The organism is Serratia sp. CY27727 (assembly GCF_052169275.1).
GTDB classification, from domain to species: domain Bacteria; phylum Pseudomonadota; class Gammaproteobacteria; order Enterobacterales; family Enterobacteriaceae; genus Serratia; species Serratia sarumanii.
Genome location: NZ_JBJNLB010000001.1, coordinates 535,344 through 560,491, shown reverse-complemented (window position 1 = coordinate 560,491; position 25,148 = coordinate 535,344). Strand labels below are relative to the sequence as shown.

19 protein-coding genes and 1 pseudogene are annotated in these 25,148 nt (G+C 59.5%); 8 read left to right on the top strand and 12 right to left on the bottom strand.

Annotated features, from left to right (window positions below; genetic code table 11):
- Positions 1-19: 19 nt before the first annotated feature.
- The 5 genes from infA to trxB all read right to left on the bottom strand — a co-directional run bounded on the left by infA (position 20) and on the right by trxB (position 5,819).
- Positions 20-238, bottom strand: a complete 219-nt coding sequence (gene infA, locus ACJ8HB_RS02860) for a translation initiation factor IF-1 (protein WP_002211347.1) — start codon at positions 236-238, stop codon at positions 20-22.
- 105 nt (positions 239-343) lie between these two features.
- On the bottom strand, positions 344-1,069 hold the full coding sequence (aat, locus tag ACJ8HB_RS02855) for a leucyl/phenylalanyl-tRNA--protein transferase (protein WP_033637838.1): 726 nt from the start codon (positions 1,067-1,069) through the stop codon (positions 344-346).
- Between the two features lie 29 nt (positions 1,070-1,098).
- Complete coding sequence (gene cydC / locus ACJ8HB_RS02850; protein ID WP_047568357.1) at positions 1,099-2,838, bottom strand: heme ABC transporter ATP-binding protein/permease CydC; 1,740 nt, start codon at positions 2,836-2,838, stop codon at positions 1,099-1,101.
- 2 nt (positions 2,839-2,840) lie between these two features.
- The gene (gene cydD, locus ACJ8HB_RS02845) at positions 2,841-4,607 is read right to left on the bottom strand and encodes a heme ABC transporter permease/ATP-binding protein CydD (RefSeq protein ID WP_047568355.1); all 1,767 of its coding nucleotides are present in this window, start codon (positions 4,605-4,607) and stop codon (positions 2,841-2,843) included.
- Between the two features lie 240 nt (positions 4,608-4,847).
- Complete coding sequence (gene trxB, locus ACJ8HB_RS02840) at positions 4,848-5,819, bottom strand: thioredoxin-disulfide reductase (protein WP_033637844.1); 972 nt, start codon at positions 5,817-5,819, stop codon at positions 4,848-4,850.
- 654 nt (positions 5,820-6,473) lie between these two features.
- Here trxB and lrp point away from each other — a divergent pair.
- The 5 genes from lrp to serS all read left to right on the top strand — a co-directional run bounded on the left by lrp (position 6,474) and on the right by serS (position 14,293).
- The gene (gene lrp, locus ACJ8HB_RS02835; RefSeq protein ID WP_004928318.1) at positions 6,474-6,968 is read left to right on the top strand and encodes a leucine-responsive transcriptional regulator Lrp; all 495 of its coding nucleotides are present in this window, start codon (positions 6,474-6,476) and stop codon (positions 6,966-6,968) included.
- Positions 6,969-7,088: 120 nt separating this feature from the next.
- Positions 7,089-10,727, top strand: a complete 3,639-nt coding sequence (locus ACJ8HB_RS02830; protein ID WP_047568349.1) for a DNA translocase FtsK 4TM domain-containing protein — start codon at positions 7,089-7,091, stop codon at positions 10,725-10,727.
- Between the two features lie 198 nt (positions 10,728-10,925).
- The gene (gene lolA, locus ACJ8HB_RS02825) at positions 10,926-11,537 is read left to right on the top strand and encodes an outer membrane lipoprotein chaperone LolA (protein WP_019454555.1); all 612 of its coding nucleotides are present in this window, start codon (positions 10,926-10,928) and stop codon (positions 11,535-11,537) included.
- A gap of 67 nt (positions 11,538-11,604) precedes the next feature.
- Complete coding sequence (locus ACJ8HB_RS02820) at positions 11,605-12,891, top strand: replication-associated recombination protein A (RefSeq protein ID WP_048322053.1); 1,287 nt, start codon at positions 11,605-11,607, stop codon at positions 12,889-12,891.
- A gap of 109 nt (positions 12,892-13,000) precedes the next feature.
- A complete protein-coding gene (gene serS / locus ACJ8HB_RS02815) occupies positions 13,001-14,293 on the top strand; it encodes a serine--tRNA ligase (RefSeq protein WP_033637847.1) in 1,293 nt (430 codons plus the stop codon).
- A 50-nt stretch (positions 14,294-14,343) separates the two neighbouring features.
- On the opposite strand, the gene ACJ8HB_RS02810 is transcribed toward serS, so the two are convergent.
- Complete coding sequence (locus ACJ8HB_RS02810; protein WP_047568346.1) at positions 14,344-14,709, bottom strand: DUF1801 domain-containing protein; 366 nt, start codon at positions 14,707-14,709, stop codon at positions 14,344-14,346.
- A 163-nt stretch (positions 14,710-14,872) separates the two neighbouring features.
- On the opposite strand from ACJ8HB_RS02810, the gene ACJ8HB_RS02805 reads away from it, so the two are divergent.
- Complete coding sequence (locus ACJ8HB_RS02805) at positions 14,873-16,024, top strand: MFS transporter (protein WP_047568344.1); 1,152 nt, start codon at positions 14,873-14,875, stop codon at positions 16,022-16,024.
- A gap of 49 nt (positions 16,025-16,073) precedes the next feature.
- On the opposite strand, the gene pflA is transcribed toward ACJ8HB_RS02805, so the two are convergent.
- The 5 genes from pflA to ACJ8HB_RS02780 all read right to left on the bottom strand — a co-directional run bounded on the left by pflA (position 16,074) and on the right by ACJ8HB_RS02780 (position 22,912).
- The gene (gene pflA / locus ACJ8HB_RS02800; RefSeq protein ID WP_033637850.1) at positions 16,074-16,814 is read right to left on the bottom strand and encodes a pyruvate formate lyase 1-activating protein; all 741 of its coding nucleotides are present in this window, start codon (positions 16,812-16,814) and stop codon (positions 16,074-16,076) included.
- Between the two features lie 279 nt (positions 16,815-17,093).
- The gene (gene pflB, locus ACJ8HB_RS02795) at positions 17,094-19,376 is read right to left on the bottom strand and encodes a formate C-acetyltransferase (RefSeq protein WP_004928286.1); all 2,283 of its coding nucleotides are present in this window, start codon (positions 19,374-19,376) and stop codon (positions 17,094-17,096) included.
- Positions 19,377-19,430: 54 nt separating this feature from the next.
- Positions 19,431-20,291: a formate transporter FocA gene (focA, locus tag ACJ8HB_RS02790; protein ID WP_019454548.1), complete on the bottom strand. Its 861-nt coding sequence runs from the start codon at positions 20,289-20,291 to the stop codon at positions 19,431-19,433.
- Positions 20,292-20,751: 460 nt separating this feature from the next.
- A complete protein-coding gene (gene ycaO, locus ACJ8HB_RS02785) occupies positions 20,752-22,515 on the bottom strand; it encodes a 30S ribosomal protein S12 methylthiotransferase accessory factor YcaO (protein ID WP_047568339.1) in 1,764 nt (587 codons plus the stop codon).
- Positions 22,516-22,525: 10 nt separating this feature from the next.
- Positions 22,526-22,912 carry a hypothetical protein gene (locus ACJ8HB_RS02780; protein ID WP_141240897.1) on the bottom strand — a complete coding sequence of 129 codons (387 nt, stop codon included), beginning with the start codon at positions 22,910-22,912 and terminating at the stop codon, positions 22,526-22,528.
- Between the two features lie 402 nt (positions 22,913-23,314).
- Here ACJ8HB_RS02780 and ACJ8HB_RS02775 point away from each other — a divergent pair, with 402 nt between their 5' ends.
- On the top strand, positions 23,315-23,644 hold the full coding sequence (locus ACJ8HB_RS02775; RefSeq protein WP_072021570.1) for a hypothetical protein: 330 nt from the start codon (positions 23,315-23,317) through the stop codon (positions 23,642-23,644).
- 109 nt (positions 23,645-23,753) lie between these two features.
- On the opposite strand, the pseudogene ACJ8HB_RS02770 reads toward ACJ8HB_RS02775, so the two are convergent.
- A pseudogene (locus tag ACJ8HB_RS02770) lies at positions 23,754-23,899 on the bottom strand (site-specific integrase); the annotation flags it as partial.
- 99 nt (positions 23,900-23,998) lie between these two features.
- Here ACJ8HB_RS02770 and ansB point away from each other — a divergent pair.
- Positions 23,999-25,045 (top strand): L-asparaginase 2, encoded by a 1,047-nt coding sequence (gene ansB, locus ACJ8HB_RS02765; protein ID WP_047568337.1) that lies wholly within the window; start codon positions 23,999-24,001, stop codon positions 25,043-25,045.
- Positions 25,046-25,148 lie beyond the last annotated feature (103 nt).

Genomic DNA, 25,148 nt, shown 5'->3' with positions numbered 1-25,148 from the left:
GTGGCGCGCGGTGAGCCGATTAACGGCTACGGAAGACAATGCGGCCTTTGCTCAGGTCGTACGGGGTCAGCTCTACAGTGACTTTGTCGCCCGTCAGGATGCGGATATAGTTTTTACGCATTTTACCGGAGATGTGTGCGGTTACCACGTGCCCGTTTTCCAATTCAACGCGGAACATGGTGTTCGGCAGCGTATCAAGAACGGTGCCCTGCATTTCAATATTGTCTTCTTTGGCCATCGAATCCTCTAGGTCTAACTACCTTAGTTTTTAACCGGCAAGATAATGCCGAAAAACCCCCATTATGTAAAGATGTGTCGGTGAACATTGCACCGTTTCCACCAATTAGTTTACTGGAGAGGGCGGTTCAGCCGGCTGTGGGGATATGACTTGCGGCTCCCAGCACGCCGGCGCCAAAGGCCGCCGTTGAAGGGTGCTGAGCTGCTGCAAAAATTGACGGCGCGGAATTTCACGCGCGCCAAGGCGGGCAGTGTGAGCGTTCAGCACCTGGCAGTCAATCAATTCCCCGCCATAAGCGGCAAAATGGCGGCAAAAGGCCATCAATGCGCATTTTGAGGCGTTGGTGACGCGGCTGAACATCGATTCGCCGCAGAACAACGCGCCCTGCGCCACGCCATACATGCCGCCGACCAGTTGATTATCCTGCCATACCTCTACCGAGTGCGCGTAGCCGAGGCGGTGCAGATGCTGATAGGCGCGCTGCACCTCCGGGCCGATCCAGGTGCCTTCATCCGGCCGGTGGGCGCAGGCGGCGATCACCGCGGCGAAGTCGTGATTGAGCGTGATGCGAAACGGATCGTGGCGCAAAAAGCGTTTCAGGCTGCGGTTGAGATGAAACTCTGTCGGGAACAGCACCGCACGCGGATCGGGTGACCACCACAGGATGGCTTCCCCCGGCGAATACCAGGGGAAGATGCCGCGCTCGTAGGCCGCCAGCAGCCGCGGCGCCGTCAGGTCGCCGCCGATAGCCAGCAGGCCGTTAGGGTCGCGCAGGGCGCTTTCAGGCGAGGGGAACGCCAGCGACTGTGGGGAAAGCTTCACGATGCGCATACGGGGGCTCTGCGTCCTCTACGGGCCGATTACGGCGCCAGGTTGCTGATACGGTTGCGAAAGCGGGCATAGCGGCCCTGCCGGCGCATCAGGGTGGCGTGATCGCCCTGTTCGACAATCCGGCCGTCGTCCATTACGCAAATGCGGTCGAGATGCTCCAGGCCGTACAGACGGTGCGTCACCAGGATCAGCGTCTTACCCTGACAATGCCGGCGCAGCAGCGCCAGGATCTGCTGCTCGGTTTCGGCGTCCAGCCCTTCGGTCGGTTCGTCGAGCAGCAGCAGCGGGGCCGGGTGCAGCAGCGCGCGGGCGATGCCCAGGCGGCGCTGTTCGCCGCCGGACAGCTGCCGGCCGCCTTCGCCCAGCCAGGCGTTCAGCCCGCCGTCGCTGTCCAGCAATTTATCCAGCCCCACCTGCCGCAGCACCTCGCTCAGGCGAGCGTCGTCGGCATCCGGCGCGGCCAGCCGCAGGTTTTCCCGCAGCGTATCGCTGAAGATATGCACCCGCTGGCTGACGACCGTGGTCATCCGACGCAGCGTGGCTTCATCATAATCCTCCAGCGGTTCGCCGTTGAGCAGAATTTTTCCGCCGTCGGTGCGCCAGGCGCGGGTCAGCAGCTGCAGCAGGGTGGACTTGCCGCAGCCGGTGCGGCCGAGCAAAGCGATGTGTTCGCCGGCCGCGACCTCGAGCGTGACGTCGCGCAGCACCGGCTGCGGTTGGTCGGGGTAGGTGAAGCTCAGCTGCTGCAGGCTAAGCTGAGCCCGATCGGCGGCGGCCGAGCCGGCGGCCGGGAAGGTGACCTCCGGTTGACGATCGATGATCTGCTTGACCCGCGTGGCGGAGGCAATGACCTGGCCGAGGTGCTGGAAGGCGCCGGCGACCGGCATCAGCGCTTCGAACGACGCCAGCGCGGCGAAGACAAACAGCGCGATCAGCGCGCCGGGCTGGGTATCGCCGCCGATGCCGGCGGCGGTTAGCCACAGCAGCAGCGTTACCGTCAGCCCGCTGGCGAGGATCATCAGCGCCTGCGCCATGCCGCTCAGCGAGGCCTGCTGCCACTGGCGGCGTTGCCACCGCTGTTCGGTGGCGTTCAGCGTCTGGCGGAAGTCGTTGACGGCGCCGAACACCACCAATTCCGCCTGCCCCTGCAGCCAGGCGGTCAGGTCGGTGCGGTATTGGCCGCGCAGGGCGGTAAGCTGGCCGCCGATCGGCTTGCCGGCGCGATAAAACACCGGCGGCACCAGCAGCAACAACAGCAACAGGATGCCGCCCAGCGTCAGGGCGAGTGCAGGATCCAGCCAGCTCAGGCCGTAGGTGACCACCAGGATCACCACCGCTGCGCTGATCAGCGGCGAGATCACCCGCAGATAAAGGTGATCCAGCGTGTCCACGTCCGCCACCAGGCGGTTGAGCAGCTCGGCCTGGCGGAAACGGGCGATGCCGCCCGGCGTCAGCGGCAGGATCTTGCTGAAGGTGAACACCCGCAGATGCGACAGCACGCGGAAGGTGGCGTCGTGGCTGACGACTCGCTCAGCGTAGCGCCCGGCGGTGCGGAAGATTGCCGCGCCGCGCACGCCGGCGGCCGGCAGCATGTAGTTAAAGGTCAGCAGGCCCGCCAATCCGGCCAGCGACGAGGCGGCCAGGAACCAGCCGGAGAGCGCCAGCAGGCCGATGCTGGCCAGCAGAGTGACGATCGCCAAGAGGATGCCGAGGCTAATCAGCAGGCTATGGCGGCGGTACAACGCCAAAAACGGCAGCAAAACGCGCATGATTAAAGCTCCCCGCGGCGATGGGCGATCAGAGTGGCGAACAGGCCCGGCTGGGCGCTGAGGGTGGCGTAATCGCCCTGTTGCACGATGCGCCCGTTATCCATCACCCAAATCTGATCGTAGTCTTCGGTGTCTTCCAACTGGTGCGTCACCAGCAGGGTGGTTTGCTGATGCGAAGCGGCGTTCAACGCCTGCATCACCCGCTGCTCGCTGTGGGCATCGAGGCTGGCGGCCGGTTCATCCAGCAGCAGCAGGCGGCGCGGGCCGATCAGCGCCCGGGCGACCGCCACGCGCTGCGCCTGGCCGACCGACAGGCGGGCGGCGTTGTCGCCCACTTCGGTGTCGAGCCCCTGCGGCAGATAAGGGAGCAGTTCGCTGACGTAGGCGTGTTCCACCGCCTGCTGCAGCTGCGCTTCGTCGGCCTGCGGGCAGCCCAGCAGGATATTGGCGCGCAGGGTTTGCGCCGGCAGATGCGGGTTCTGGCCGACCCAGCTCAGCTGCTGGCGCCAGTTTTCTGCGGACAGGTCACGCAGCTCGACGCCGTTGACGGTCAGCGATCCGCGATAGGGCAGGAAGCCGAGCAGCAGATTGAGCAGTGAACTTTTGCCGGCGCCGCTCAGCCCAACCAGCGCCACGCGCTGCTGCGGTTGCAGGGTGAAACTCAGTGGCCCGGCCAACAGCACGCCGTTCGGCGACAGGATTTCCAACGCGTTAGCCTGCAGCGTCAGCGGTTGATCGGCGGCCAGTTGCCGCGTGCCGTTGCCCATCTGCTCGCCTTCGGCGCTGAGGAAGGTTTCCAGCGCTTCCGCCGCGCCGACCGCCTGCGCCTTGGCATGGTAGAAGGTGCCGAGATCGCGCAGCGGTTGGAAAAACTCCGGCGCCAGAATCAGCACCAGAAAACCGGAAAACAGCGTTACGCCGAGGCCGTAGCTGCCGAAGTTGAGTTCGCCGAGGTAGGAAAAGCCGAAGTACACCGCCACCACGGCGATGGAGATCGAAGCGAAAAACTCCAGCACGCCGGAAGAGAGGAAGGCCATGCGCAGCACTTCCATGGTGCGGCTGCGGAAGTCTTCGGAAGATTTGGCGATCTGCGCGGTTTCGGCCTGCGCGCGGTCAAACAGCCGCAGGGTGTCCAGGCCGCGCAGGCGGTCGAGGAAGTTGCCGCTCAATCGCGCCAGCGCCACGAAGTTGCGGCGGTTGGCGTCGGCGGCCCCCATGCCGACCAGCACCATGAACAGCGGGATCAGCGGCGCGGTCGCCAGCAGAATGATGCCTGCGGCCCAATTGATCGGGAAGACGGCGATCAGGATCAGCAGCGGGATGAAGACCGCCAGATACATCTGCGGCAGATAGCGCGAGTAATAGTCCTGCATATCCTCGATCTGCTCGACGATGATGCTGGCCCAGCTGCCCGCCGGTTTGCCCTGGATCCAGGCTGGCCCGAGTTGCTGCAGCTTATCCAGCACCTGTTGGCGCATGCGCTGGCGGATCACCTGGCCACACCGGAAACCGACCCGTTCCCGCAGCCAGCTCAACAGCGCCCGCAGCGCGAACGCGGCGGCCAGCCAGATAAACGAAGGGATCAGCTGTTCGCGAGGGGTATGCTCGATGATCAGGGCGTGCAGCAGGCTGGCCAACAGCCACGCCTGCGCCACGATCAGCAGGCCGCTGAACAGCCCCAACAACATGGAAAGGCGCAACCAACGCTGCGCTAACGAACTCTGGGTTTTAAGCCAACGGGTTAACTGTTGCTGTCTGGTTTTTTTCATCAGATATGCGTCTGCGTCGCCGGCGCCCGTTTGTTACGGGCTGGGTTAACGTACTGTTAAATAATAGTGTTTGGCGCAATCGGCGGCAAACAAGCGAGGCCCCATGTTACCTCGTCACCCGGCAGACTGAAAATAATAAAGCGGCCAAATGTGGCTATAACAGACGCGAGAAGGGGAGTGCGGAGGGGGGAAACAAAAAAAGCGGCTCGAGAGCCGCTTTTTGCTGATGAAGAGAACGTTTTAGCAGACTTCTGCGCCGGCGATGCCGTCCAGGTAACGCTCCGCGTCCAGCGCCGCCATACAGCCGGTGCCGGCGGAGGTGATCGCCTGGCGGTAGATGTGATCCATCACGTCGCCCGCGGCGAACACGCCGGGGATGGTGGTTTGGGTCGCATTGCCGTGAATGCCGGACTGCACTTTGATGTAGCCGTTTTCCAGCTCCAGCTGGCCGCCGAAGATGCCGGTGTTCGGGCTGTGGCCGATGGCGATGAACACGCCGGCCAGTTCCAGTTCACGGGTTTCGTTTTCCGCTTTGGTGCTGCGGATACGCACGCCGGTCACGCCCATTTCATCGCCCAGCACTTCGTCCAGCGTATGGTCGGTGTGCAGCACGATGTTGCCGCTTTTCACTTTTTCCATCAGCCGGTCGATCAGGATCTTCTCCGAGCGGAAGCTGTCGCGGCGGTGGATCAGGTGAACCTCGGCGGCGATGTTGGACAGGTACAGCGCTTCTTCAACGGCGGTGTTGCCGCCGCCGACCACTGCGACTTTCTGGTTGCGGTAGAAGAAGCCGTCGCAGGTCGCACAGGCGGAAACGCCTTTGCCCTTGAAGGCCTCTTCGGAAGGCAGGCCAAGATAGCGGGCGGAGGCGCCGGTCGCGATGATCAGCGCGTCGCAGCTGTATTCGCCGCTGTCGCCGAACAGGCGGAACGGACGCTGCTGCAGATCGACGCTGTTGATGTGATCGAAGACGATTTCGGTCTGGAACTTCTCCGCATGCTCGCGCATGCGCTCCATCAGCGCCGGACCGGTCAGGCCTTCGGCGTCGCCCGGCCAGTTTTCCACTTCAGTGGTGGTGGTCAGCTGGCCGCCTTGTTCCATACCGGTGATCAGCACCGGGCTCAGGTTGGCGCGCGCCGCGTAAACGGCGGCAGTGTAACCGGCCGGGCCGGAGCCCAGAATCAGTAATTTGCTATGTTTAGCCGTGCCCATGAATAACCTCTTTATTCCACAATGGCGGACAATGAAGCCGATTGTAGGGAAAATGACGCAGTAAAAAAAGCGCCGGGCGACGTTGTTAACGATTTGTATGATAGTTGTCGCCTATTAATGCACCCGCTGTCGGCAAATCGTACGCCGAACGCAGAAATTTACCTTATCAAAGCCGCATTAGGCCGCTGAATCGCCAAGCGCGCAAAAACGGCGCATTCTGCGACTTAGGCCGCTCCCTGCCGGGGTTTATCTGCCAGCGATTCATAACTAAAAATGGGATGCAGACTTTTCGTGACGGTACGTTGTTCTGATTTTGCTTCTTTTACTTTGACAATCCGCTGCGCATTTGCGAAAACATCATAGGAAGAAGAAATTATCCCCGTAACACCAGCAAATCGTACGTATTTGCGCCGCGAGGCGGCAATGCGCGGTGGATGTGCGGAGCAGGGCGCGCAAGCGTTTGCTGATTTTTTCTCGACCTTAACGTCGTTACCGGCGCCGCGCGGGGTTGGACAGACAGGCTGCGCGGCGTGGAATGATGGTAGTGAAGAAGCATATGACAGGCATCGGGTCTTCGCTTGGAACGAACCCTTACACATTGACGTTGGCTAGGGTGTGGCAAGTGCACGGAAGAAAATAAGAGAGACAATAATAATGGCAGACAACAAGAAACGCCCGGGTAAAGATCTTGACCGTATCGACCGCAACATCCTGAATGAGCTGCAGAAGGATGGGCGTATTTCGAACGTCGAGCTTTCGAAGCGCGTGGGGTTATCCCCGACACCATGTTTGGAACGCGTGCGCCGTCTCGAGCGCCAGGGTTTCATTCATGGCTATACCGCATTGCTTAACCCGCATTATCTGGATGCGTCCCTGCTGGTTTTCGTGGAGATCACGCTGAACCGCGGCGCGCCGGATGTGTTTGAGCAATTCAACTCGGCAGTGCAGAAGCTTGAAGAGATTCAGGAGTGTCATCTGGTTTCCGGTGATTTCGACTACCTGTTGAAAACCCGCGTACCGGACATGTCGGCTTACCGTAAACTGCTGGGCGAAACCTTGCTGCGTTTGCCGGGGGTCAACGACACCCGTACCTACGTAGTGATGGAAGAAGTGAAACAGAGTAACCGTCTGGTTATCAAAACACGGTAAGGTGCAGGTGCAAAACCTGATTAAATTGGTTACACTCCTGTTTATTCATACAGTTTCGGCGCCGGGGAAGCTTCTCGGCGCTGTTGCTATGTCAGCTAACAGGAACCTGGAGAGCCTTTCTTGAGCCAGGAATATACAGAAGATAAAGAAGTTACCCTGAAAAGACTCAGCAGTGGCCGGCGTTTGCTGGAGGCTGTGCTTATCGTGGTAGCGATTTTTGCCGTTTACCTCATGGCTGCGCTGGTCAGTTTCAACCCGTCTGACCCAAGCTGGTCGCAGACCGCGTGGCATGAGCCGATTCACAACTTGGGCGGCGGTGTTGGGGCCTGGTTGGCCGACACGCTGTTCTTCACCTTCGGGGTGCTCGCCTACGCGATACCGCCGATCATGCTGGTTCTGTGCTGGGCGGCCTATCGCCAACGGGCCAACAGAGACTACGTCGACTATTTCGCGCTCTCCCTGCGCCTGATCGGCACCCTGGCGTTAGTGCTCACCTCCTGTGGGCTGGCGGCGCTGAACGTTGACGATCTCTATTACTTCGCTTCCGGCGGCGTGATCGGCAGCCTGCTGAGCAACGCCATGTTGCCATGGTTCAACGGCATCGGCGCCACGCTGGCGCTGCTGTGCGTGTGGGCGGCGGGGCTGACGCTGTTTACCGGCTGGTCCTGGCTGGTGATCGCCGAGAAGATCGGCGGGGCGGTGCTGGGCGTCGCGACCTTCATGACCAACCGTTCGCGTCGCGAAGCGCGTTATTTCGAGGATGACGAGCGTTACGTTGACGACGAGCCTGAGCAGGCAGGGAAGGGCGCCGCCGCAGCGGTTGCCGCCGCCGGAGCCGCGGCCGCCGATGACGACGTGTTGTTCTCCGCGCCTTCGGTCACCGAAAGCGCCAAAGAGGCGGCGGAAGACGCCGCCGATCCGTTGCTCAGTGGCCTGCGAGCCGACGATGGTGAGGTTGAAGCCGACGCCGCGCCAATCGCGCCGGCGGCTTCGCCTGCACCGGCGGTGAAGGCAGAGATCCACGAGCCCGTTGCAGCGCCGATCGCCGCTCAGGCGCCGTCGGTAACGGTGGCGCCGGCCGCGCCAGCTTCGGTCAATCAGCACCCGGTGAGCGCCCCGGCGCAAGACGCCACGCCGCCGCTATACTCCTTCGAAATTCCGGAAGAAACGCCTGCACCTAAGGCGACGCGTCCTGTCGATCCTTATCAGGATGACGATGAGCCGCGTCTCGGCAATTGGCAAGAGCCGGCTGCGCCCCAGCCGCCGGCGCGCTCTCCCTTTGATTTTACCGCCGCGCAGCGCAACAGCGCCGACGTCAGCGGAGCGGGTGGTTTCAGCGCTACCGGCGCCAAACCACAGCTGGATACGGCAGCCGCTGCCGCTGCGGGCGCCGCAGCGGCGACCTTTATGCCGGCCTTCACGGCCACCAGCGACGGCAATCCGCAGGTTAAGCAGGGCATCGGCCCTGAGCTGCCGCGGCCGAACCCGGTGCGCATCCCGACCCGTCGCGAGCTGGCTTCTTACGGCATCAAGCTGCCTTCGCAGCGTGCGGCCGAGCAGGAACAGCGCCAGGCGGATCCTCAGCAGCCGACGGCGGTGAGCCCGCAGGAAGAAGAGGCGCTGCAGGAAGCCGCGCTGCGTCAGGCGTTTGCCGAGCAGCAAAGCCAACGCTACGGCGAAAGCTACGCGCCGGAGCAACAAGATGACGAGAGCGCCCTGCAGGAAGCCGAGCTGAGCAAGGCGTTTGCCGAGCAGCAGAACCAACGCTACGGCGAAGGCTATCAACAGGACGACGAAGAGGCGCTGCAAGAGGCCGCGCTGCGCCAGGCGTTCGCCGAGCAGCAGCAGGCGCGCTACGGCCAGCAAGCGGCTGCTCCGCAAGCGCCGGCCGCCAGCCCGGTCGATACCCGCAATGCTTTCAGCTTCTCGCCGATGGCGGATCTGGTGGATGATGGCCCGAGCGAGCCGATGTTCACGCTGTCTCCGCAGCTTGAAGAGCGCATTGAACAGCAAAGCGAGCAACAGGACGACGTGCCGTTCGGCCAGTTTGAGCCTGCGGCGCCGGTTGCCCAACCTCAGCAACCGCACTCGCAGCCTCAGCAATACCAGCAGCCGCAGCAACAGCAGTATCAACAGCCGTCGCAGCCATATCAGCAGCCACAGCAACCGGTGCAGCAGCAGCCTCAGCAAACTCAGGCCGAGCAGCATCCGGCGATGGACAGCTTGATTCACCCGTTCCTGATGCGCAACGATCAGCCGCTGCAGAAGCCGACCACGCCGCTGCCGACGCTGGATCTGCTGACCGAGGCCCCGAAAGAGGTAGAACCGGTCGACTCCTTCGCGCTGGAACAGAAGGCGCGTCTGGTGGAGGCCAGTCTGGCCGATTACCGCGTGAAAGCCGACGTGGTGGACATCCTGCCGGGGCCGGTCATCACCCGCTTCGAGCTGGATCTGGCGCCGGGCGTTAAAGCGGCGCGCATTTCCAACCTGTCACGCGATCTGGCGCGCTCGCTGTCGACGTCGGCGGTGCGCGTGGTAGAAGTGATCCCTGGCAAGCCTTACGTCGGTCTGGAGCTGCCGAACGCCAAGCGGCAAACGGTGTATCTGCGCGAAGTGCTGGATTGCCCGGCCTTCCGTGACAACCCGTCGCCGCTGTCCATCGTATTGGGTAAGGACATCTCCGGCGAGCCGGTGGTGGCCGATCTGGGCAAAATGCCGCACTTGCTGGTTGCCGGTACCACCGGTTCCGGTAAGTCGGTCGGGGTCAACGCCATGATCCTGAGCATCCTGTATAAAGCCACGCCGAAAGAAGTGCGCTTTATCATGATCGACCCGAAAATGCTGGAGCTGTCGGTTTACGAAGGCATTCCTCACCTGTTGACCGATGTGGTCACCGACATGAAAGACGCCGCCAACGCGCTGCGTTGGTGCGTGGGGGAAATGGAACGCCGCTACAAGCTGATGTCTGCCCTGGGTGTGCGTAACCTGGCCGGCTACAACGAGCGCGTCGATCAGGCCGAAGCGATGGGGCGTCCGATCCCGGATCCGTTCTGGAAGCCGACCGACAGCATGGACATCACGCCGCCGGTGTTGGAGAAAGAGCCGTACATCGTGGTGATGGTCGACGAATTCGCCGATCTGATCATGACGGTCGGCAAGAAGGTCGAAGAGTTGATCGCTCGCCTGGCGCAGAAAGCGCGTGCGGCGGGTATCCATCTGGTGCTGGCGACCCAGCGTCCGTCGGTGGATGTGATCACGGGTCTTATCAAGGCCAACATCCCGACGCGTATCGCCTTTACCGTGTCGAGCAAGATCGACTCCCGCACCATCCTCGATCAGGGGGGCGCCGAGTCCTTGCTGGGTATGGGCGACATGCTCTATCTGGCGCCGAACTCCTCGATTCCGGTGCGCGTGCATGGCGCATTCGTGCGCGATCAGGAAGTGCACGCGGTGGTCAAGGATTGGAAAGCGCGCGAGCGGCCCCAATATAAAGAGGGCATTCTCAGCGGCGGCGAAGACGGCGAGGGCGGTGCCGGCGGCGGTATGGACGGCGACGAAGAGCTGGATCCGCTGTTTGACCAGGCGGTGGATTTCGTGGTGGATAAACGCCGCGCCTCCATCTCCGGCGTGCAGCGCCAGTTCCGTATCGGCTATAACCGCGCGGCGCGCATCATCGAACAGATGGAAGCGCAGGGCATCGTCAGCGAGCAGGGGCACAACGGCAACCGCGAGGTGCTGGCGCCGCCGCGGCACGATTGATGGTCGTTTAGCCATTGCAATTCAATAAGAAAGGGCCGCTTAAGCGGCCCTTGTGCAAAGAAGCGTAAACCCGTTTCTTCTCGGAACATTGGCCTACCGGCCGATCGCCGGCTTCGGGTAAAGTAACGGGGTAAAGGGTTGATTTGACCCGCACGGCGTCGCCCTGCGGTTAACGCATTTCATAAGGTATCTGGAATAATGAAAAAACTGTTAGTTGCCTGCTGTCTGCTTTCGGGATTCGCTTCTACCTCCGTGCTGGCCGACGCCGCACAGGATCTGCAAAGTCGCCTGGCGAAGGTGAACAGTTTCCACGCCAGCTTCTCGCAAACCGTGACCAGCGCCGACGGTGCCGCGGTGCAACAGGGGGAAGGCGAGCTGTGGGTGAAGCGGCCGAACCTGTTCAACTGGCACATGACGTCACCCGATGAGAGCGTGCTGGTCTCCGATGGCCAAACCCTGTGGTTCTATAACCCGTTCGTCGAGCAGGTGACGGCGACCTGGCTGAAGAACGCCACCGGCAATACGCCGTTTATGCTGATCACCCGCAATAATGCCAGCGACTGGAAACAGTACAACGTGAAGCAAAAGGGCGATGATTTCGAGCTGACGCCGAAGTCCGCCAGCGGCAACCTGAAGCAGTTCGCCATCAGCGTGACCAACAGCGGCACCATCCGCAGCTTCGCCGCGGTGGAGCAGGACGGCCAGCGCAGTTCCTACACGCTGAAAAGCCAGCAGAACGTCGCCGCCGATCCGGCCAAATTCAAATTTACCCCGCCGAAGGGGGTGACGCTGGACGACCAGCGCCAGTGAGGTGCAAGTGAGTAATAATCTGTCGCTCGATTTTTCCCAGAACGAGTTCCAGCCGTTGGCCGCGCGTATGCGGCCGACCACGCTGGCGCAGTATATCGGCCAGCAGCACCTGCTGGCCGCCGGCAAGCCGCTGCCGCGCGCCATTGAGGCCGGGCAACTGCACTCGATGATTTTATGGGGGCCGCCGGGCACCGGGAAGACGACGCTGGCAGAACTGATCGGCCGTTACGGCCAGGCGGATGTCGAACGGATCTCCGCCGTGACCTCCGGTATCAAGGAAATCCGCGAGGCAATCGAGCGGGCGCGGCAAAATCGCGACGCCGGCCGCCGCACCATCCTGTTCGTCGACGAAGTGCACCGCTTCAATAAGAGCCAGCAGGACGCTTTCCTGCCGCACATCGAAGACGGCACCATCACCTTTATCGGCGCCACCACCGAAAACCCGTCGTTCGAACTGAACTCGGCGCTGTTGTCCCGCGCCCGCGTTTACCTGCTGAAGGCGCTGACCGCCGAAGATATCGGCCAGGTGCTGGATCAGGCGATGGGCGACAAGGCGCGCGGCTTTGGCGGCCAGAATATCGAGCTGCCGGCGGAAACGCGCCGCCTGCTGTCGGAGCTGGTGGGCGGCGACGCACGCCGGGCGCTGAACAGCCTGGAAATGATGGCGGACATGGCGGAGTTGGACGCCAAAGGCGTGCGGGTGCTGACGCCGGAGCTGCTGAAAGAAGTGTCGGGCGAGCGCAGCGCGCGCTTCGACAATAAGGGCGACCGTTATTACGATCTGATTTCCGCGCTGCATAAATCGGTGCGCGGCTCGGCGCCGGACGCCGCGCTGTATTGGTATGCGCGCATCATTACCGCCGGCGGCGATCCGCTCTACGTGGCGCGCCGTCTGTTGGCGATTGCCTCTGAAGACGTGGGCAACGCCGATCCGCGCGGCATGCAGGTGGCGATCGCCGCCTGGGATTGCTTCACCCGCGTGGGGCCGGCGGAGGGCGAGCGCGCCATCGCGCAGGCGATCGTCTACCTGGCCTGCGCGCCGAAGAGCAATGCGGTCTACACCGCGTTCAAGGCCGCCATGCGCGACGCCAAAGAGCAGGCCGATTATGACGTGCCGGAGCACCTGCGCAACGCGCCGACCAAGCTGATGAAGGAAATGGGGCTGGGGGCGGAGTACCGCTACGCCCACGACGAACCCAACGCCTACGCCGCCGGCGAGAACTATTTCCCGCCCGAAATGGCCCATACGCGCTACTATCAACCGACCTCGCGCGGGCTGGAAGGGAAAATCGGCGAAAAGTTGGCATGGCTGGCTGAGCAGGATCAAAATAGCCCGACAAAACGCTACCGCTAGCGAGGCCGTTGCGGTAAGGTTAGCGGGTATCACTCTTCTTTTATGCGGCTATAAATCAGCCGCATAGAACAACAACACTTCTTTCAATAACAACAAGCACAGGATTAGCATGCTCGATCCCAATCTGCTGCGTAATGAGCTAGACGCAGTCGCCGTCAAACTGGCTCGCCGAGGCTTTAAACTCGATCTGGATCTGCTGCGTTCGCAGGAAGAACGCCGCAAAGTTCTGCAGGTAGAAACTGAAACGCTGCAAGCGGAACGCAACTCCCGATCGAAATCCATCGGCGCGGCCAAAGCGCGTGGGGAAGACATCGAGCCGCTGCGTCGCGAAGTGAACGAGCTGGGTGACAAGCTGGATGCCGCCAAGGCGGCGCTGGATGCGTTGCAGAGCGAGATCCGCGATTACGCCCTGACGCTGCCTAACCTGCCGGACGACGCCGTGCCGGATGGTAAAGACGACAGCGAAAACCTGGAAGTTGCCCGCTGGGGCGAACCGCGCCAGTACGACTTCGCGGTGCGCGATCACGTCGATCTGGGCGAAATGGCCGGCGGGCTGGATTTTGCCGCCGCGGTTAAGCTGACCGGTTCGCGCTTCGTGGTGATGAAAGGGCAAATCGCCCGCATGCACCGCGCGCTGTCCCAGTTCATGCTGGATCTGCACACCGAGCAGCACGGCTACCTGGAGGCCTACGTGCCTTACCTGGTTAACCACGCCACGCTGTACGGTACCGGCCAGCTGCCGAAGTTCGGCGAAGACCTGTTCCATACCCGTCCGCTGGAAGAAGAAGCCGACAGCAGCAACTACGCGCTGATCCCAACGGCGGAAGTGCCGCTGACCAACCTGGTGCGCGACGAGATCGTGGAAGAGGAAACTCTGCCGCTGAAAATGACCGCACACACGCCATGCTTCCGCGCGGAAGCCGGTTCTTACGGCCGCGACACCCGCGGTTTGATCCGCATGCACCAGTTCGACAAGGTCGAGATGGTGCAGATCGTTCGTCCGGAAGATTCGATGGATGCCCTGGAAGAGCTGACCGGCCACGCGGAAAAAGTGCTGCAGCTGCTGAACCTGCCTTACCGCAAGGTGCTGCTGTGCACCGGCGACATGGGCTTCGGCGCGTGCAAAACCTACGATCTGGAAGTGTGGCTGCCGGCGCAGGATACCTACCGCGAGATCTCGTCCTGTTCCAACATGTGGGACTTCCAGGCGCGTCGCATGCAGGCGCGCTGCCGCAGCAAAGCCGACAAGAAACCGCGTCTGGTTCACACCCTGAACGGCTCCGGCCTGGCGGTTGGCCGTACGCTGGTGGCGGTGCTGGAAAACTACCAGCAGGCCGACGGCCGTATTCAGGTGCCTGAAGTGCTGCGTCCTTATATGGGCGGCCTGGAATATATCGGCTAAACGGCAAACCACGAAAAAAGCGCCTGCGGGCGCTTTTTTATGTCGAGAATTCAGTCTGTCGCCAGCGTATAAGCCTGTTGAAGGTAGTCCGCCAGATGCTTGCTCTTCACCTCGGCAGGCGAGTGGAGCTTGATGTGTCGCCGATACTGGCCGCTGCCTTCGAGCTGGTGATAACGATCTTCCAATCGGTAGCCGTGGCCGAACTCCACCGTGACGTGGTGGCGATAGGCGAAAACGCCGCAGAAAAATTGGCTATGCGAGAACATGATGCCGCCGTATTTGACCGATTCGGTGACGCCGTTGCCGCTCGCCGCAGCGATTCGCCGCACCTGCTGCACAATGGCCAGCAGGTCACCTTGCGTGCTGCCGATGTCCGCCAGCAGGGCCTCTACCGCCGCATCATTTGCCTGACTCATCTTGCCTCTCCATCGTCAAATTCGCTCTGCGCTGAGCATAGCGCTTTTTCAGCCGGTTAGCCGGAAACAAATCGTGCGGTGCAATGATAAGAGGCGATTGACTTTTTTATCGCCAGTGGCATGATGCGCGCACTCTCATTGCGCGTTCGGTCACAATTTCACTATGTCCGCATACTCCCGCCCAGTGCTCTTATTGCTCTGCGGCCTTTTGCTGCTCACGGTATCCATTGCCGTTTTGAATACGTTAGTGCCCCTTTGGTTAACCCATGCTCAGCTGTCGACCTGGCAGGTGGGAATGGTCAGCTCTTCTTACTTCAGCGGCAACCTGTTGGGCACGCTGGTGGCGGGCAAACTGATCCAGCGCGTCGGTTTTACCCGCAGCTATCATCTTTCTTGTCTGGTGTTCGCCGCCGCGACTGCCGGCATGGTGCTGTCGATCGATTTTTGGAGTTGGCTGGGCTGGCGCTTCTTCGCCGGCGTCGGTTGCGCCTGGATCTGGGTGATCGTGGAGAGCGCGCTGTTGCGCAGCGGCAACCTGAGCAACCGCGGCCAGCTGCTGGCGGCCTATATGATCGTTTATTACCTTGGTACGGTGACCGGCCAATTGCTGTTGAGCATGACCTCGACCGAGTTGCTGCACGTGGTGCCGTGGGTGACCGCCATTGTGATCAGCGCCATGCTGCCGATGCTGTTCGCGCGGGTCAACCGCCATGAAGACGAGCCGCAGCAGGCGGCGGTATGGACCATGCTGAGACGCCGCAGCGCGCGCCTCGGCATCAACGGTTGCATCATTTCCGGCATTGTGCTCGGTTCGCTATACGGCCTGATGCCGTTGTACCTCTCCCATCAGGGCATGAGCGACGCCAACGTCGGTTACTGGATGGCGCTGCTGGTCAGCTCCGGCATCGTCGGCCAATGGCCGGTCGGGCGCCTGGCCGATCGTTACGGGCGCCTGCTGGTGCTGCGCATTCAGGTGTTCGTGGTGATCCTCGCCAGCGTGGCGATGCTCGGCAACTACGCCATGGCGCCTTCGCTGTTCATCCTCGGCTGCGCCGGCTTTACCCTGTATCCGGTGGCGATGTCCTGGGCCTGCGAGAAGGCGCTGCCGCACGAGTTGGTGGCGATGAACCAGGCGCTGTTGATGAGTTACACCATCGGCAGCCTGCTGGGGCCGTCGATGACGGCGTTGCTGATGCAAAACTATTCCGACCGCGTGCTGTTCGTGATGATCGCCGCCGTGGCGCTGGTTTACCTGCTGATGCTGCTGAGGAAACAGAAGCCGGATCACCATCACACGCCGTTCGCCACCGCCTGAGCATGAAAAAACCGGCCATGAGCCGGTTTTTTCTTTTGGCGTGCGCCAATCAGTAAATCACTTTGTGGCCGTAGCTTTCCAGGATGCCTTTGACGCGATCCATGGTCTCGGCTTTAGGCGGGTGCACGCCGTCCAGCTTGTACTCTTCCCCCATCGCTATCCATTTGTGCTTGCCCAGCTCGTGGTAGGGCAGCAGCTCGATTTTCTCGATGTTGGTCATGTCTTTGGTGAACTCGCCCAGCAGGTGCGCCGACTTATCGTCGTCTGACCAGCCCGGCACCACCACGTAGCGGATCCAGGTGCGCTGGTTGCGTTTCGCCAGGTAGCGGGCGAATTCCAGCGTACGGTGATTGGAGACGCCGACCAGGTTCTGGTGGATCTCGTCGTTCATCTGTTTCAGATCCAGCATCACCAGATCGGTGGTGTCCAGCAGCTCGTCGATCACCGGATCGTAGCGGCGCACGAAGCCATTGGTGTCCAGGCAGGTATTGATGCCTTCGGCGTGGCAGGCGCGGAACCAGTCGCGCACGAATTCAGCCTGCAGGATCGCCTCGCCGCCGGACGCGGTTACGCCGCCGCCGGAGGCGTTCATGAAGTGGCGGTAGGCCACCGCGTCTTTCATCAGCTCTTCGACGGTCACTTCCTTGCCGCCGTGGGTGTCCCAGGTGTCGCGGTTATGGCAATAGAGGCAGCGCATCAGGCAGCCCTGGAAGAAGACGATAAAGCGGATCCCGGGCCCATCGACGGTGCCGCAGGATTCGAAGGAGTGGATGCGACCAATTGCTGACATTGCGGGGTTTTCTCCAATATTGACTGTCAAACGCAGTCTAAAAATAGGCGCGTGGCCGCCGGCCAGGTATCTGCGATGCAGCAGCGGGTGGAACCGCCACCGGGGTAATGATGCCTGTCGGCCGGTCAGTTGCCGGATAACTGTTTTGCCGGCTATCCATTCAGTATAGATGTCCGGCAAAACAGACTCGTACAGAGTCAGGGGAGAGCGGTGGGAGAAAAGGGCCGGCAAAACCGGCCCCTGCGTTGGTGCCGAGCGGTTTCCCGCCCGGCCGGCGTATTACATCGTTTGAGTGAAGGTACGAGTAATCACGTCCTGCTGTTGCTCTTTGGTCAGCGAGTTGAAGCGCACGGCGTAACCGGAAACGCGGATGGTCAGCTGAGGGTATTTCTCAGGGTTTTCCATCGCGTCCAGCAGCATTTCGCGGTTCATCACGTTGACGTTCAGGTGCTGGCCGCCTTCGATGGAGGCTTCATGGTGGAAGTAACCATCCATCAGGCCCGCCAGGTTGGCTTTACGCACGTCGTCGTCTTTACCCAGCGCGTTAGGCACGATGGAGAAGGTGTAGGAGATCCCGTCTTTCGCGTAGGCAAACGGCAGTTTGGCTACCGAGGTCAGGGAGGCTACTGCGCCTTTCTGGTCGCGGCCATGCATCGGGTTGGCGCCAGGGCCGAACGGTGCGCCTGCGCGGCGGCCATCCGGGGTGTTACCGGTTTTCTTACCGTACACCACGTTGGAGGTGATGGTCAGTACGGACTGGGTCGGTACCGCGTTGCGGTAGGTGCGCAGTTTCTGAATTTTCTTCATGAAACGTTCCACCAGGTCGCAGGCGATATCATCGACGCGGGCGTCGTTGTTACCGAACTGCGGATACTCGCCTTCCACTTTGAAGTCGATGGCCAGGCCGTCTTCGTCGCGAATGGTGGTGACTTTCGCGTACTTGATGGCAGACAGGGAGTCGGCCGCCACGGACAGACCGGCGATGCCGCAAGCCATGGTGCGATAAACGTCACGGTCATGCAGCGCCATCAGTGCAGCTTCGTAGCTGTACTTGTCGTGCATGTAGTGAATGATGTTCAGTGCGGTCACGTACTGCTTGGCCAGCCAATCCATAAAGTGGTCCATGCGCGCCATGACTTTGTCATAGTCCAGCACTTCGTCCATCATCGGCGCTTCTTTAGGGCCGACCTGCATTTTCAGTTTTTCGTCAACGCCGCCGTTGATGGCGTACAGCATGGTTTTCGCCAGGTTGGCGCGGGCGCCGAAGAACTGCATTTGTTTGCCGACGATCATCGGGCTGACGCAGCAAGCGATGGCGTAGTCATCGTTGTTGAAGTCAGGGCGCATCAGGTCGTCGTTTTCGTACTGAACGGAAGAGGTGTCGATGGACACTTTCGCTGCGAATTTCTTGAAGTTCAGCGGCAGCTTCTCAGACCACAGGATGGTCATGTTTGGCTCCGGAGACGGCCCCATGGTGTACAGGGTGTTCAGGAAGCGGAAGCTGTTTTTGGTGACCAGGGTGCGGCCGTCAACGCCCATACCGGCCAGGGATTCTGTCGCCCAGATTGGGTCGCCGGAGAACAGCTCATCGTACTCAGGGGTACGCAGGAAGCGCACCATACGCAGTTTCATCACCAGGTGGTCGATCAGTTCCTGCGCTTGTTCTTCGGTCAGTTTGCCCGCCTTGATGTCGCGCTCGATGAACACATCGAGGAAGGTGGACACGCGGCCGAAGGACATGGCGGCGCCGTTCTGGGATTTCACCGCGGCCAGGTAGCCGAAGTAGGTCCACTGCACCGCTTCTTGCGCGCTGGTGGCCGGGCCGGAGATGTCGTAGCCGTATTTGGCGGCCATCTCTTTGATCTGAGCCAGAGCGCGGTGCTGTTCAGCAATCTCTTCGCGCAGCTGGATGGTCATTTCCAGATCTTCGCCGTTTTCCAGTTTTTCCTGCAGCGATTTGAACTGGTTCAGCTTGTCGGCCATCAGGAAGTCGATGCCGTACAGCGCCACGCGGCGGTAGTCGCCGATGATGCGGCCGCGGCCGTAGGCGTCCGGCAGGCCGGTCAGCACGCCGGATTTACGGCAGTTCAGGATGTCTTTGGTGTAAACGTCGAATACGCCCTGGTTGTGGGTTTTACGGTATTCGGTGAACACTTTTTTCAGCTGCGGATCCAGCTCGCGGCCGTACACTTTGCACGAACCTTCGACCATTTTGATGCCGCCGAACGGGATCAGCGCGCGTTTCAGAGGGGCGTCGGTCTGCAGACCTACGATGGTTTCCAGCTCTTTGGCGATGTAACCCGCGTCGTGAGAAACGATGGTTGAAGCAACGTTGGTGTCGAAATCAACCGGCGCGTGAGTGCGGTTTTCCAGTTTGATCCCTTCCATAACCTTGTCCCACAAGGTGGTGGTGGCCTGAGTTGCCCCAGCCAGGAAGGACTCGTCACCTTCATAAGGCGTGTAGTTTTTCTGGATGAAGTCACGAACGTTGACTTCATTCTGCCAGTCACCCTTGCTGAAACCTTCCCAAGCGTTGGCTAATTTCTCGTTAAGTTCGGTCATTGTACACCTACCTTTGATTGTGGATTTCTAACTCTGCGCGCGGTAACTCACAGCTTAGTGCTGTTCGCGACCCCCGCGCAGATAAATTACCCAGTAAGTCAACCCAACCAGCAGACCGCCACCGATGATGTTGCCGATGGTGACCGGAATCAGGTTGTCGATGATGAAGTTGCTTACTGTCAGATGAGCGAATTGCTCAGGTACCGCCCCTACGGCTTGCCAGAATTCCGGCGTGGCGAAGTGTTTGACCACGATGCCCATAGGGATCATAAACATGTTGGCGATGCTGTGCTCGAAGCCGCTGGCGACAAACATCCCGACCGGCAGCACCATGGCGAGCATCTTGTCGGTCAGGGTGCGGCCGGAGTAGCTCATCCAGACCGCCAGGCAGACCATCAGGTTAGCCAGAATGCCGAGGCACACGGCTTCGATAAAGGTGTGATGCAGCTTGTGGTCTGCGGTTTGCAGGACATTCAGCCCCCACTGGCCGTTGGCGACCATATACTCGCCGGAGAACCAGATCAGCGCCACGAAGAACAGCGCGCCGACCAGATTGCCGAGATAAACGTTCAGCCAGTTGGCGCCCAGCTGGCCCCAGCTGATGCGGCCGCTGGCCTTGGCGATGACGATGAGCACGGTAGAGGTGAACAGGTCGGCGCCCGACACCACCACCAGCATTAACCCGAGAGAGAAGCAGATGCCGCCGACCAGTTTCGCCAGCCCGAAAGGCACGCCGGCGGTGCCGGTGGTCGCCGTGATGTAGAAGACGAAGGCGATGGAAATGAAGACACCAGCAGTGATCGCCAAATAAAACGTTTTCAGCGGATGTTTGGTGGCTTTATACACGCCGGCATCTTCAGCGATTTTCGCCGTTGCCGCAGGTAAAATCAGATCGAAGGGGCTGTCAGTTTTCAAACTAACTCTCGCTCTTAAGGGTTAAAACAACGCAATGAGATACTAGCAAAGCAGTATAGGGGAAAATTTGATTTGGATCATAAGGCGGGGAAGTAGAGCGGCAAAATGACGTGTTTTTTGTGTGGTTTTTGTGGTTAATTTATTGATTTTTAAGGTAAAACAATTTTTTAATGTTTGCAAATTTTTTTGAATGTGCAGGGTGGGCCGCAGGCGCTAAAGTTAAATTTTTAGGCGTTTTGTCGCTTCGCAGCGCTGAAAGTTTAATTATCGGTTAATTATTATTTCACCGTCCGGCAACAATTGACGGTTTATTTATTTTTATGGTCGTTTAACCGCCTATTTTCCGGCGAAAAAATAAAACCGCATGCGTTGAAATAAACCGCAAAAATGAAAACGCCGCAACTGAGTGCGGCGTTTGGCAACAGGGGTACTCCCAAAGTGGCAGTACCCCTGATGACGCTTAGGCTTTGGCCCAGTGGCGGCGTTTGGCCGCCTGCAGCTTCTCGTAGGCCGCCAGCAGCGCCTGATGGGCCAGTAGCGCCTTCAGATCGGCATCGACGGCGAACAGCCCGTTGAAGCGTTCTTCACCGCTGATGGCGGCGGAGGCGGCGTCGACCGCTTCCTGACCATACATCTTCACGAACGCGGTATAGTATTGCGCCGCTTCGCGTTCAGGCTCCTGCGCCAGCAGCAGCAGCGTTTGCAGGCAGCGGTAGTAGTTGCTGCGCGCTGGGCTCAGCACCGAGGCGTTGAAGTCCTGCGTCCATTCGGTCCAGATCAGTGCCTGATCCAGATCGCCGCCCGCCAGCGCCAGCATCGCCTTCAGCTCGCCCACGCGCAGGGTATGCCAGGCGTTGTCTTTGCCGCTGGCAATGCCCAGCAGTTCGCGTACGCGGGTGAAATCGTCCAGCCCTTCGTCGTCCAACTGCTCGATCAGCGCCAGGTACTCTTCCGGTTCCCACTCGCTGCCCGGCAGCGCCAGCAGCGTGTCGCGCAGGTGCGCGCCCATGCTGTTGTTGGCCAGCAGCAGGTCTTCCGCCGGATAAATGTCGGACATGCCCGGCACGATGATGCGGCAAGCGTAGACGCCCAGGTGCTCGTAGTCGGCGATGTACACTTCCGCGTCTTCCTTGGCGAAGATGCTCATCAGGGTGGCGAACTCTTCCTGCGTGCTGCCGCTGAAGTTCCAGTCAACGAACGGGTAATCGGCGTCCTGTTTGAACAGATCCCAGGAGATCAGGCCGCTGGAGTCGATGAAGTGCGTTTCCAGGTTGGTGTGTTCCGCCACTTCTTCGTCATCGAAGGTCGGCGCGGTGAACACGTCGAGATCTTTCAGGCTGCGGCCTTGCAGCAGTTCGGTCACCGTGCGCTCCAGCGCCACGCCGAAGTCCGGGTGTGCGCCGAACGAGGCGAAGCAGGTGCCGTTGGTCGGGTTGAACAGCACCACGCAGATCACCGGGTAGTTGCCGCCCAGCGAGGCGTCATAGGAGAGGATCGGGAAACCTTCCTCTTCCAGTTTGGCGATGGCTTCCACCACGCCCGGGTAGCGGTTCAGCACTTCGTCCGGGATCGCCGGCAGGCTGATGGATTCGGCGATGATGCGGTTTTTCACATAGCGCTCGAACACTTCCGACAGGCCCTGCACGCGCGCTTCGTTGGCGGTGTTGCCGGCGGACATGCCGTTGGAAACATACAGGTTGCCGATGATGTTCATCGGGATGTACACGGTTTGCTGGTCGGACTGACGGGTAAACGGCAGCGCGCACACGCCGCGATCGGCGTTGCCGGATTGCAGATCGACCAGATCGCTAGCGCTCAGCTCTTGCTGCGGATCGTAGAAGGCGTGCAGGCGTTCGTCGAGGATGCCGGCCGGCAGCGCGTCGTCTTCAGGGATCGGGAACCATTTCTCATTCGGGTAGTGCACGAAGTCGCCTTCGGCGATCTGCCGGCCCAGATAGAAATCGGCGAAGAAGTAGTTGGTGGACAGGCGCTCGAAATATTCACCCAGCGCGGAGGCCAGCGCGGCTTTTTTGCTGGCGCCTTTGCCGTTGGTGAAGCACAGCGGGCAATCGCGATCGCGAATGTGTACTGACCATACGTGCGGGACCGGGTTCAGCCAGGAGGCTTCTTCGATGTTGAAACCGAGATCGCTCAGTTTCTGCTGGAAACGGGCGATGGAGTCTTCCAGGGCGGCGTCTTTACCGGGGATAAAAGTTTGCGTCATTGTCTTCATTTCATGTTTTCATGTTGACAGGTGTTTTTGTTTTACCTTTAATTTTCAAATTGTTGATTGAAAATTCGGCTGTATATTGTTCCGGTGTTTTTTGACGTTTTCTCATTCTTGCAGCAAAACGCGGGGTACGTGGTGGGGCCGAACTGAACACCAAAACAGCCTGCCATGAAGATGGCGTTACCCTGAGGGTTACCTCAACCTTGAGGGATATCTTCTCACACGTGAGAGAAAAAAGGGTAGGTTCAGTCGGTTCAGTCGGTTCAATATTTATATATAAATGATTTATATGGCTATCCTCTGTTTTTGAACCGACCTCACAGCAACGAGATGCAGAAACATCAAGCGAGAGGCTGCGCATCGTCTTGGTGGCGTGACACCATGAATCCATAGGTTAAAAGCTCTTGACATTCACTGTAAAAATGAGAATGATAATCAAACTCATTTGCCTGGGTTGTAAAACTGCCGCTCCCTCAGAACCATAAATATAGCTTTAGTCATGGGCGAATGGGAAATACAGATTAAATGATTTGCATTTTTAGTTTTCTCATTAATTATCATGGTTAGGGGAGATGACAGTTATAGAGGTATAAAATGAAATTTTCATTAGATAGTGCTTTTTATAAACGATGGTTAAGAAATTCGTTATATATATTTTCAATATTCAGTGTTGTAAATTATATTAGTGAAGGTGTTCATGATGGAAGTTATTTCTTTATCGTGATTTTTGGTATTTGTTTTATTGTGGGCTTTGTTTTTTCATTGTTTAACTTAAATTTACAGGAACGTAAAGATGAAAGAACTTAATTTGAGTGAAATTAATCTAGTTACAGGTGCGGGCGGTGAACAAATAGCTCAACTGGCCGGCACTGATGCCGGTACTTGGCTCGGTGGCGGTAATCCCTATGCTGGGGCCCTCGGCGGGTATGCGGCCGGAGAAATTTACAATGGAATTCAGAACGGCTATCAAACGGCTCCAAATATAGATGTTGGTATCGGATCTTACAATGCTAACTTTAATTCTGACTTAGGCACTAGCGGTAGTTTTTCTGTTGCAGATGTGCAAGCCATGGGGTGGTGTAATTTTAATATGACTTATTTCTCTAGCTCTAGCGGTTGTTAAATGTCAATCGTTATGCAGGCATTTTTCAATGCCTGTAATTCTATTTTTCGATTGATAATATTTTTGTGTGTTCTGGTTGACTAACGTATAGCAATTAAATCAATCCACTCTACAATTTCTTATTCAGCGATTGAGGGTAGAACTCAGTGTATACCTGCCAAAGCAGATTCAAGTTGCGATGGCCGGTGGTCTGGGCGACACCTTCTCAATGCTAAACCCCGCCTCAAATAGCCTGCTGCCCGCATCACGGCACAGATACGGGGGTTTTGCGTCATTCCTAAAGCGCGGCAAAGTCACAGTTTTTTTATGGATAGGCGCCATAATTCAGCGAGTTATCTGTCACGGAGAAATCTAATGAAATCAGTGAAACTCAGCGCGTTAACCCTCTTGTTGACCGGCGTCAGCGCCTCGGCGCTGGCGCTGCCCAACATCACCCTGCTGGCGACCGGCGGCACTATCGCCGGCGGCGGTGAGTCGGCGACGAAATCCAACTATACCGCGGGCAAGCTGGGCGTCGAGGCGCTGGTCGATGCGGTGCCGGAGCTGAAGAACGTCGCCAACGTGCAGGGGGAGCAGGTGGTGAACATCGGCTCGCAGGACATGAACGATCAGGTCTGGCTGACGCTGGCGAAGAAAATTGACGCCGACTGCGGCAAGACCGACGGCTTCGTCATCACCCACGGCACCGATACGCTGGAGGAGACGGCCTATTTCCTCGATTTGACGGTGAAATGCGACAAGCCGGTGGTGCTGGTGGGGGCGATGCGGCCGGCGACGGCGATGAGCGCCGACGGCCCGTTCAATCTATACAACGCGGTGGTGACAGCGGCGGATCCGCAATCGGCCAACCGCGGGGTGCTGGTGGCGATGAACGACACCGTGCTGGATGCGCGCGACGTCACCAAGACCAACACCACCGCCGTGCAGACCTTCCAGTCGCCGAACTTCGGCCCGCTGGGGTATATCCACAACGGCAAGATCGATTACCAGCGCTCGCCGCAGCGTAAGCATACCCGGGATACGCCGTTCGACGTCAGCAAGCTGAACGAATTGCCGAAGGTCGGCATCATCTACAACTACGCCAATGCTTCCGATGCGCCGGCCAAGGCGCTGATCGCCGAAGGGTACCAGGGCATCGTCAGCGCCGGGGTCGGCAACGGCAACCTGTATAAAACCGTGTTCGACACCCTGGCGACGGCGGCGCACAATGGTGTGGCGGTGGTGCGCTCATCGCGCGTGCCGACCGGCGCCACCACCGAAGATGCGGAAGTGGACGACGCCAAGTACGGCTTTGTGGCCGCCGGCACGCTGAATCCGCAAAAAGCGCGCATACTGCTGCAGCTGGCGCTGATGCAAACCAAAGACGCGAAGCAGATCCAGCAGATGTTCAATCAGTACTGATCGTTTTCTCTCCTGCGGGGGCCGGCCGGGCTCTCGCAGCCATCTTGGCTGAATACAGCATAAAACACCGCGTTAACCCGCTGAATTTCCCCATGTCACAGGG

Excerpts from the sequence above, each read along its gene's own strand:
- infA (WP_002211347.1), bottom strand. The coding sequence starts at position 238 with ATGGCCAAAGAAGACAATATTGAAATGCAGGGCACCGTTCTTGATACG.
- aat (WP_033637838.1), bottom strand. The coding sequence starts at position 1,069 with ATGCGCATCGTGAAGCTTTCCCCACAGTCGCTGGCGTTCCCCTCGCCT.
- cydC (WP_047568357.1), bottom strand. The coding sequence starts at position 2,838 with ATGCGCGTTTTGCTGCCGTTTTTGGCGTTGTACCGCCGCCATAGCCTG.
- cydD (WP_047568355.1), bottom strand. The coding sequence starts at position 4,607 with ATGAAAAAAACCAGACAGCAACAGTTAACCCGTTGGCTTAAAACCCAG.
- trxB (WP_033637844.1), bottom strand. The coding sequence starts at position 5,819 with ATGGGCACGGCTAAACATAGCAAATTACTGATTCTGGGCTCCGGCCCG.
- lrp (WP_004928318.1), top strand. The coding sequence starts at position 6,474 with ATGGCAGACAACAAGAAACGCCCGGGTAAAGATCTTGACCGTATCGAC.
- lolA (WP_019454555.1), top strand. The coding sequence starts at position 10,926 with ATGAAAAAACTGTTAGTTGCCTGCTGTCTGCTTTCGGGATTCGCTTCT.
- ACJ8HB_RS02820 (WP_048322053.1), top strand. The coding sequence starts at position 11,605 with ATGCGGCCGACCACGCTGGCGCAGTATATCGGCCAGCAGCACCTGCTG.
- serS (WP_033637847.1), top strand. The coding sequence starts at position 13,001 with ATGCTCGATCCCAATCTGCTGCGTAATGAGCTAGACGCAGTCGCCGTC.
- ACJ8HB_RS02810 (WP_047568346.1), bottom strand. The coding sequence starts at position 14,709 with ATGAGTCAGGCAAATGATGCGGCGGTAGAGGCCCTGCTGGCGGACATC.
- ACJ8HB_RS02805 (WP_047568344.1), top strand. The coding sequence starts at position 14,873 with ATGTCCGCATACTCCCGCCCAGTGCTCTTATTGCTCTGCGGCCTTTTG.
- pflA (WP_033637850.1), bottom strand. The coding sequence starts at position 16,814 with ATGTCAGCAATTGGTCGCATCCACTCCTTCGAATCCTGCGGCACCGTC.
- pflB (WP_004928286.1), bottom strand. The coding sequence starts at position 19,376 with ATGACCGAACTTAACGAGAAATTAGCCAACGCTTGGGAAGGTTTCAGC.
- ycaO (WP_047568339.1), bottom strand. The coding sequence starts at position 22,515 with ATGACGCAAACTTTTATCCCCGGTAAAGACGCCGCCCTGGAAGACTCC.
- ACJ8HB_RS02780 (WP_141240897.1), bottom strand. The coding sequence starts at position 22,912 with ATGGATTCATGGTGTCACGCCACCAAGACGATGCGCAGCCTCTCGCTT.
- ACJ8HB_RS02775 (WP_072021570.1), top strand. The coding sequence starts at position 23,315 with ATGAAAGAACTTAATTTGAGTGAAATTAATCTAGTTACAGGTGCGGGC.
- ansB (WP_047568337.1), top strand. The coding sequence starts at position 23,999 with ATGAAATCAGTGAAACTCAGCGCGTTAACCCTCTTGTTGACCGGCGTC.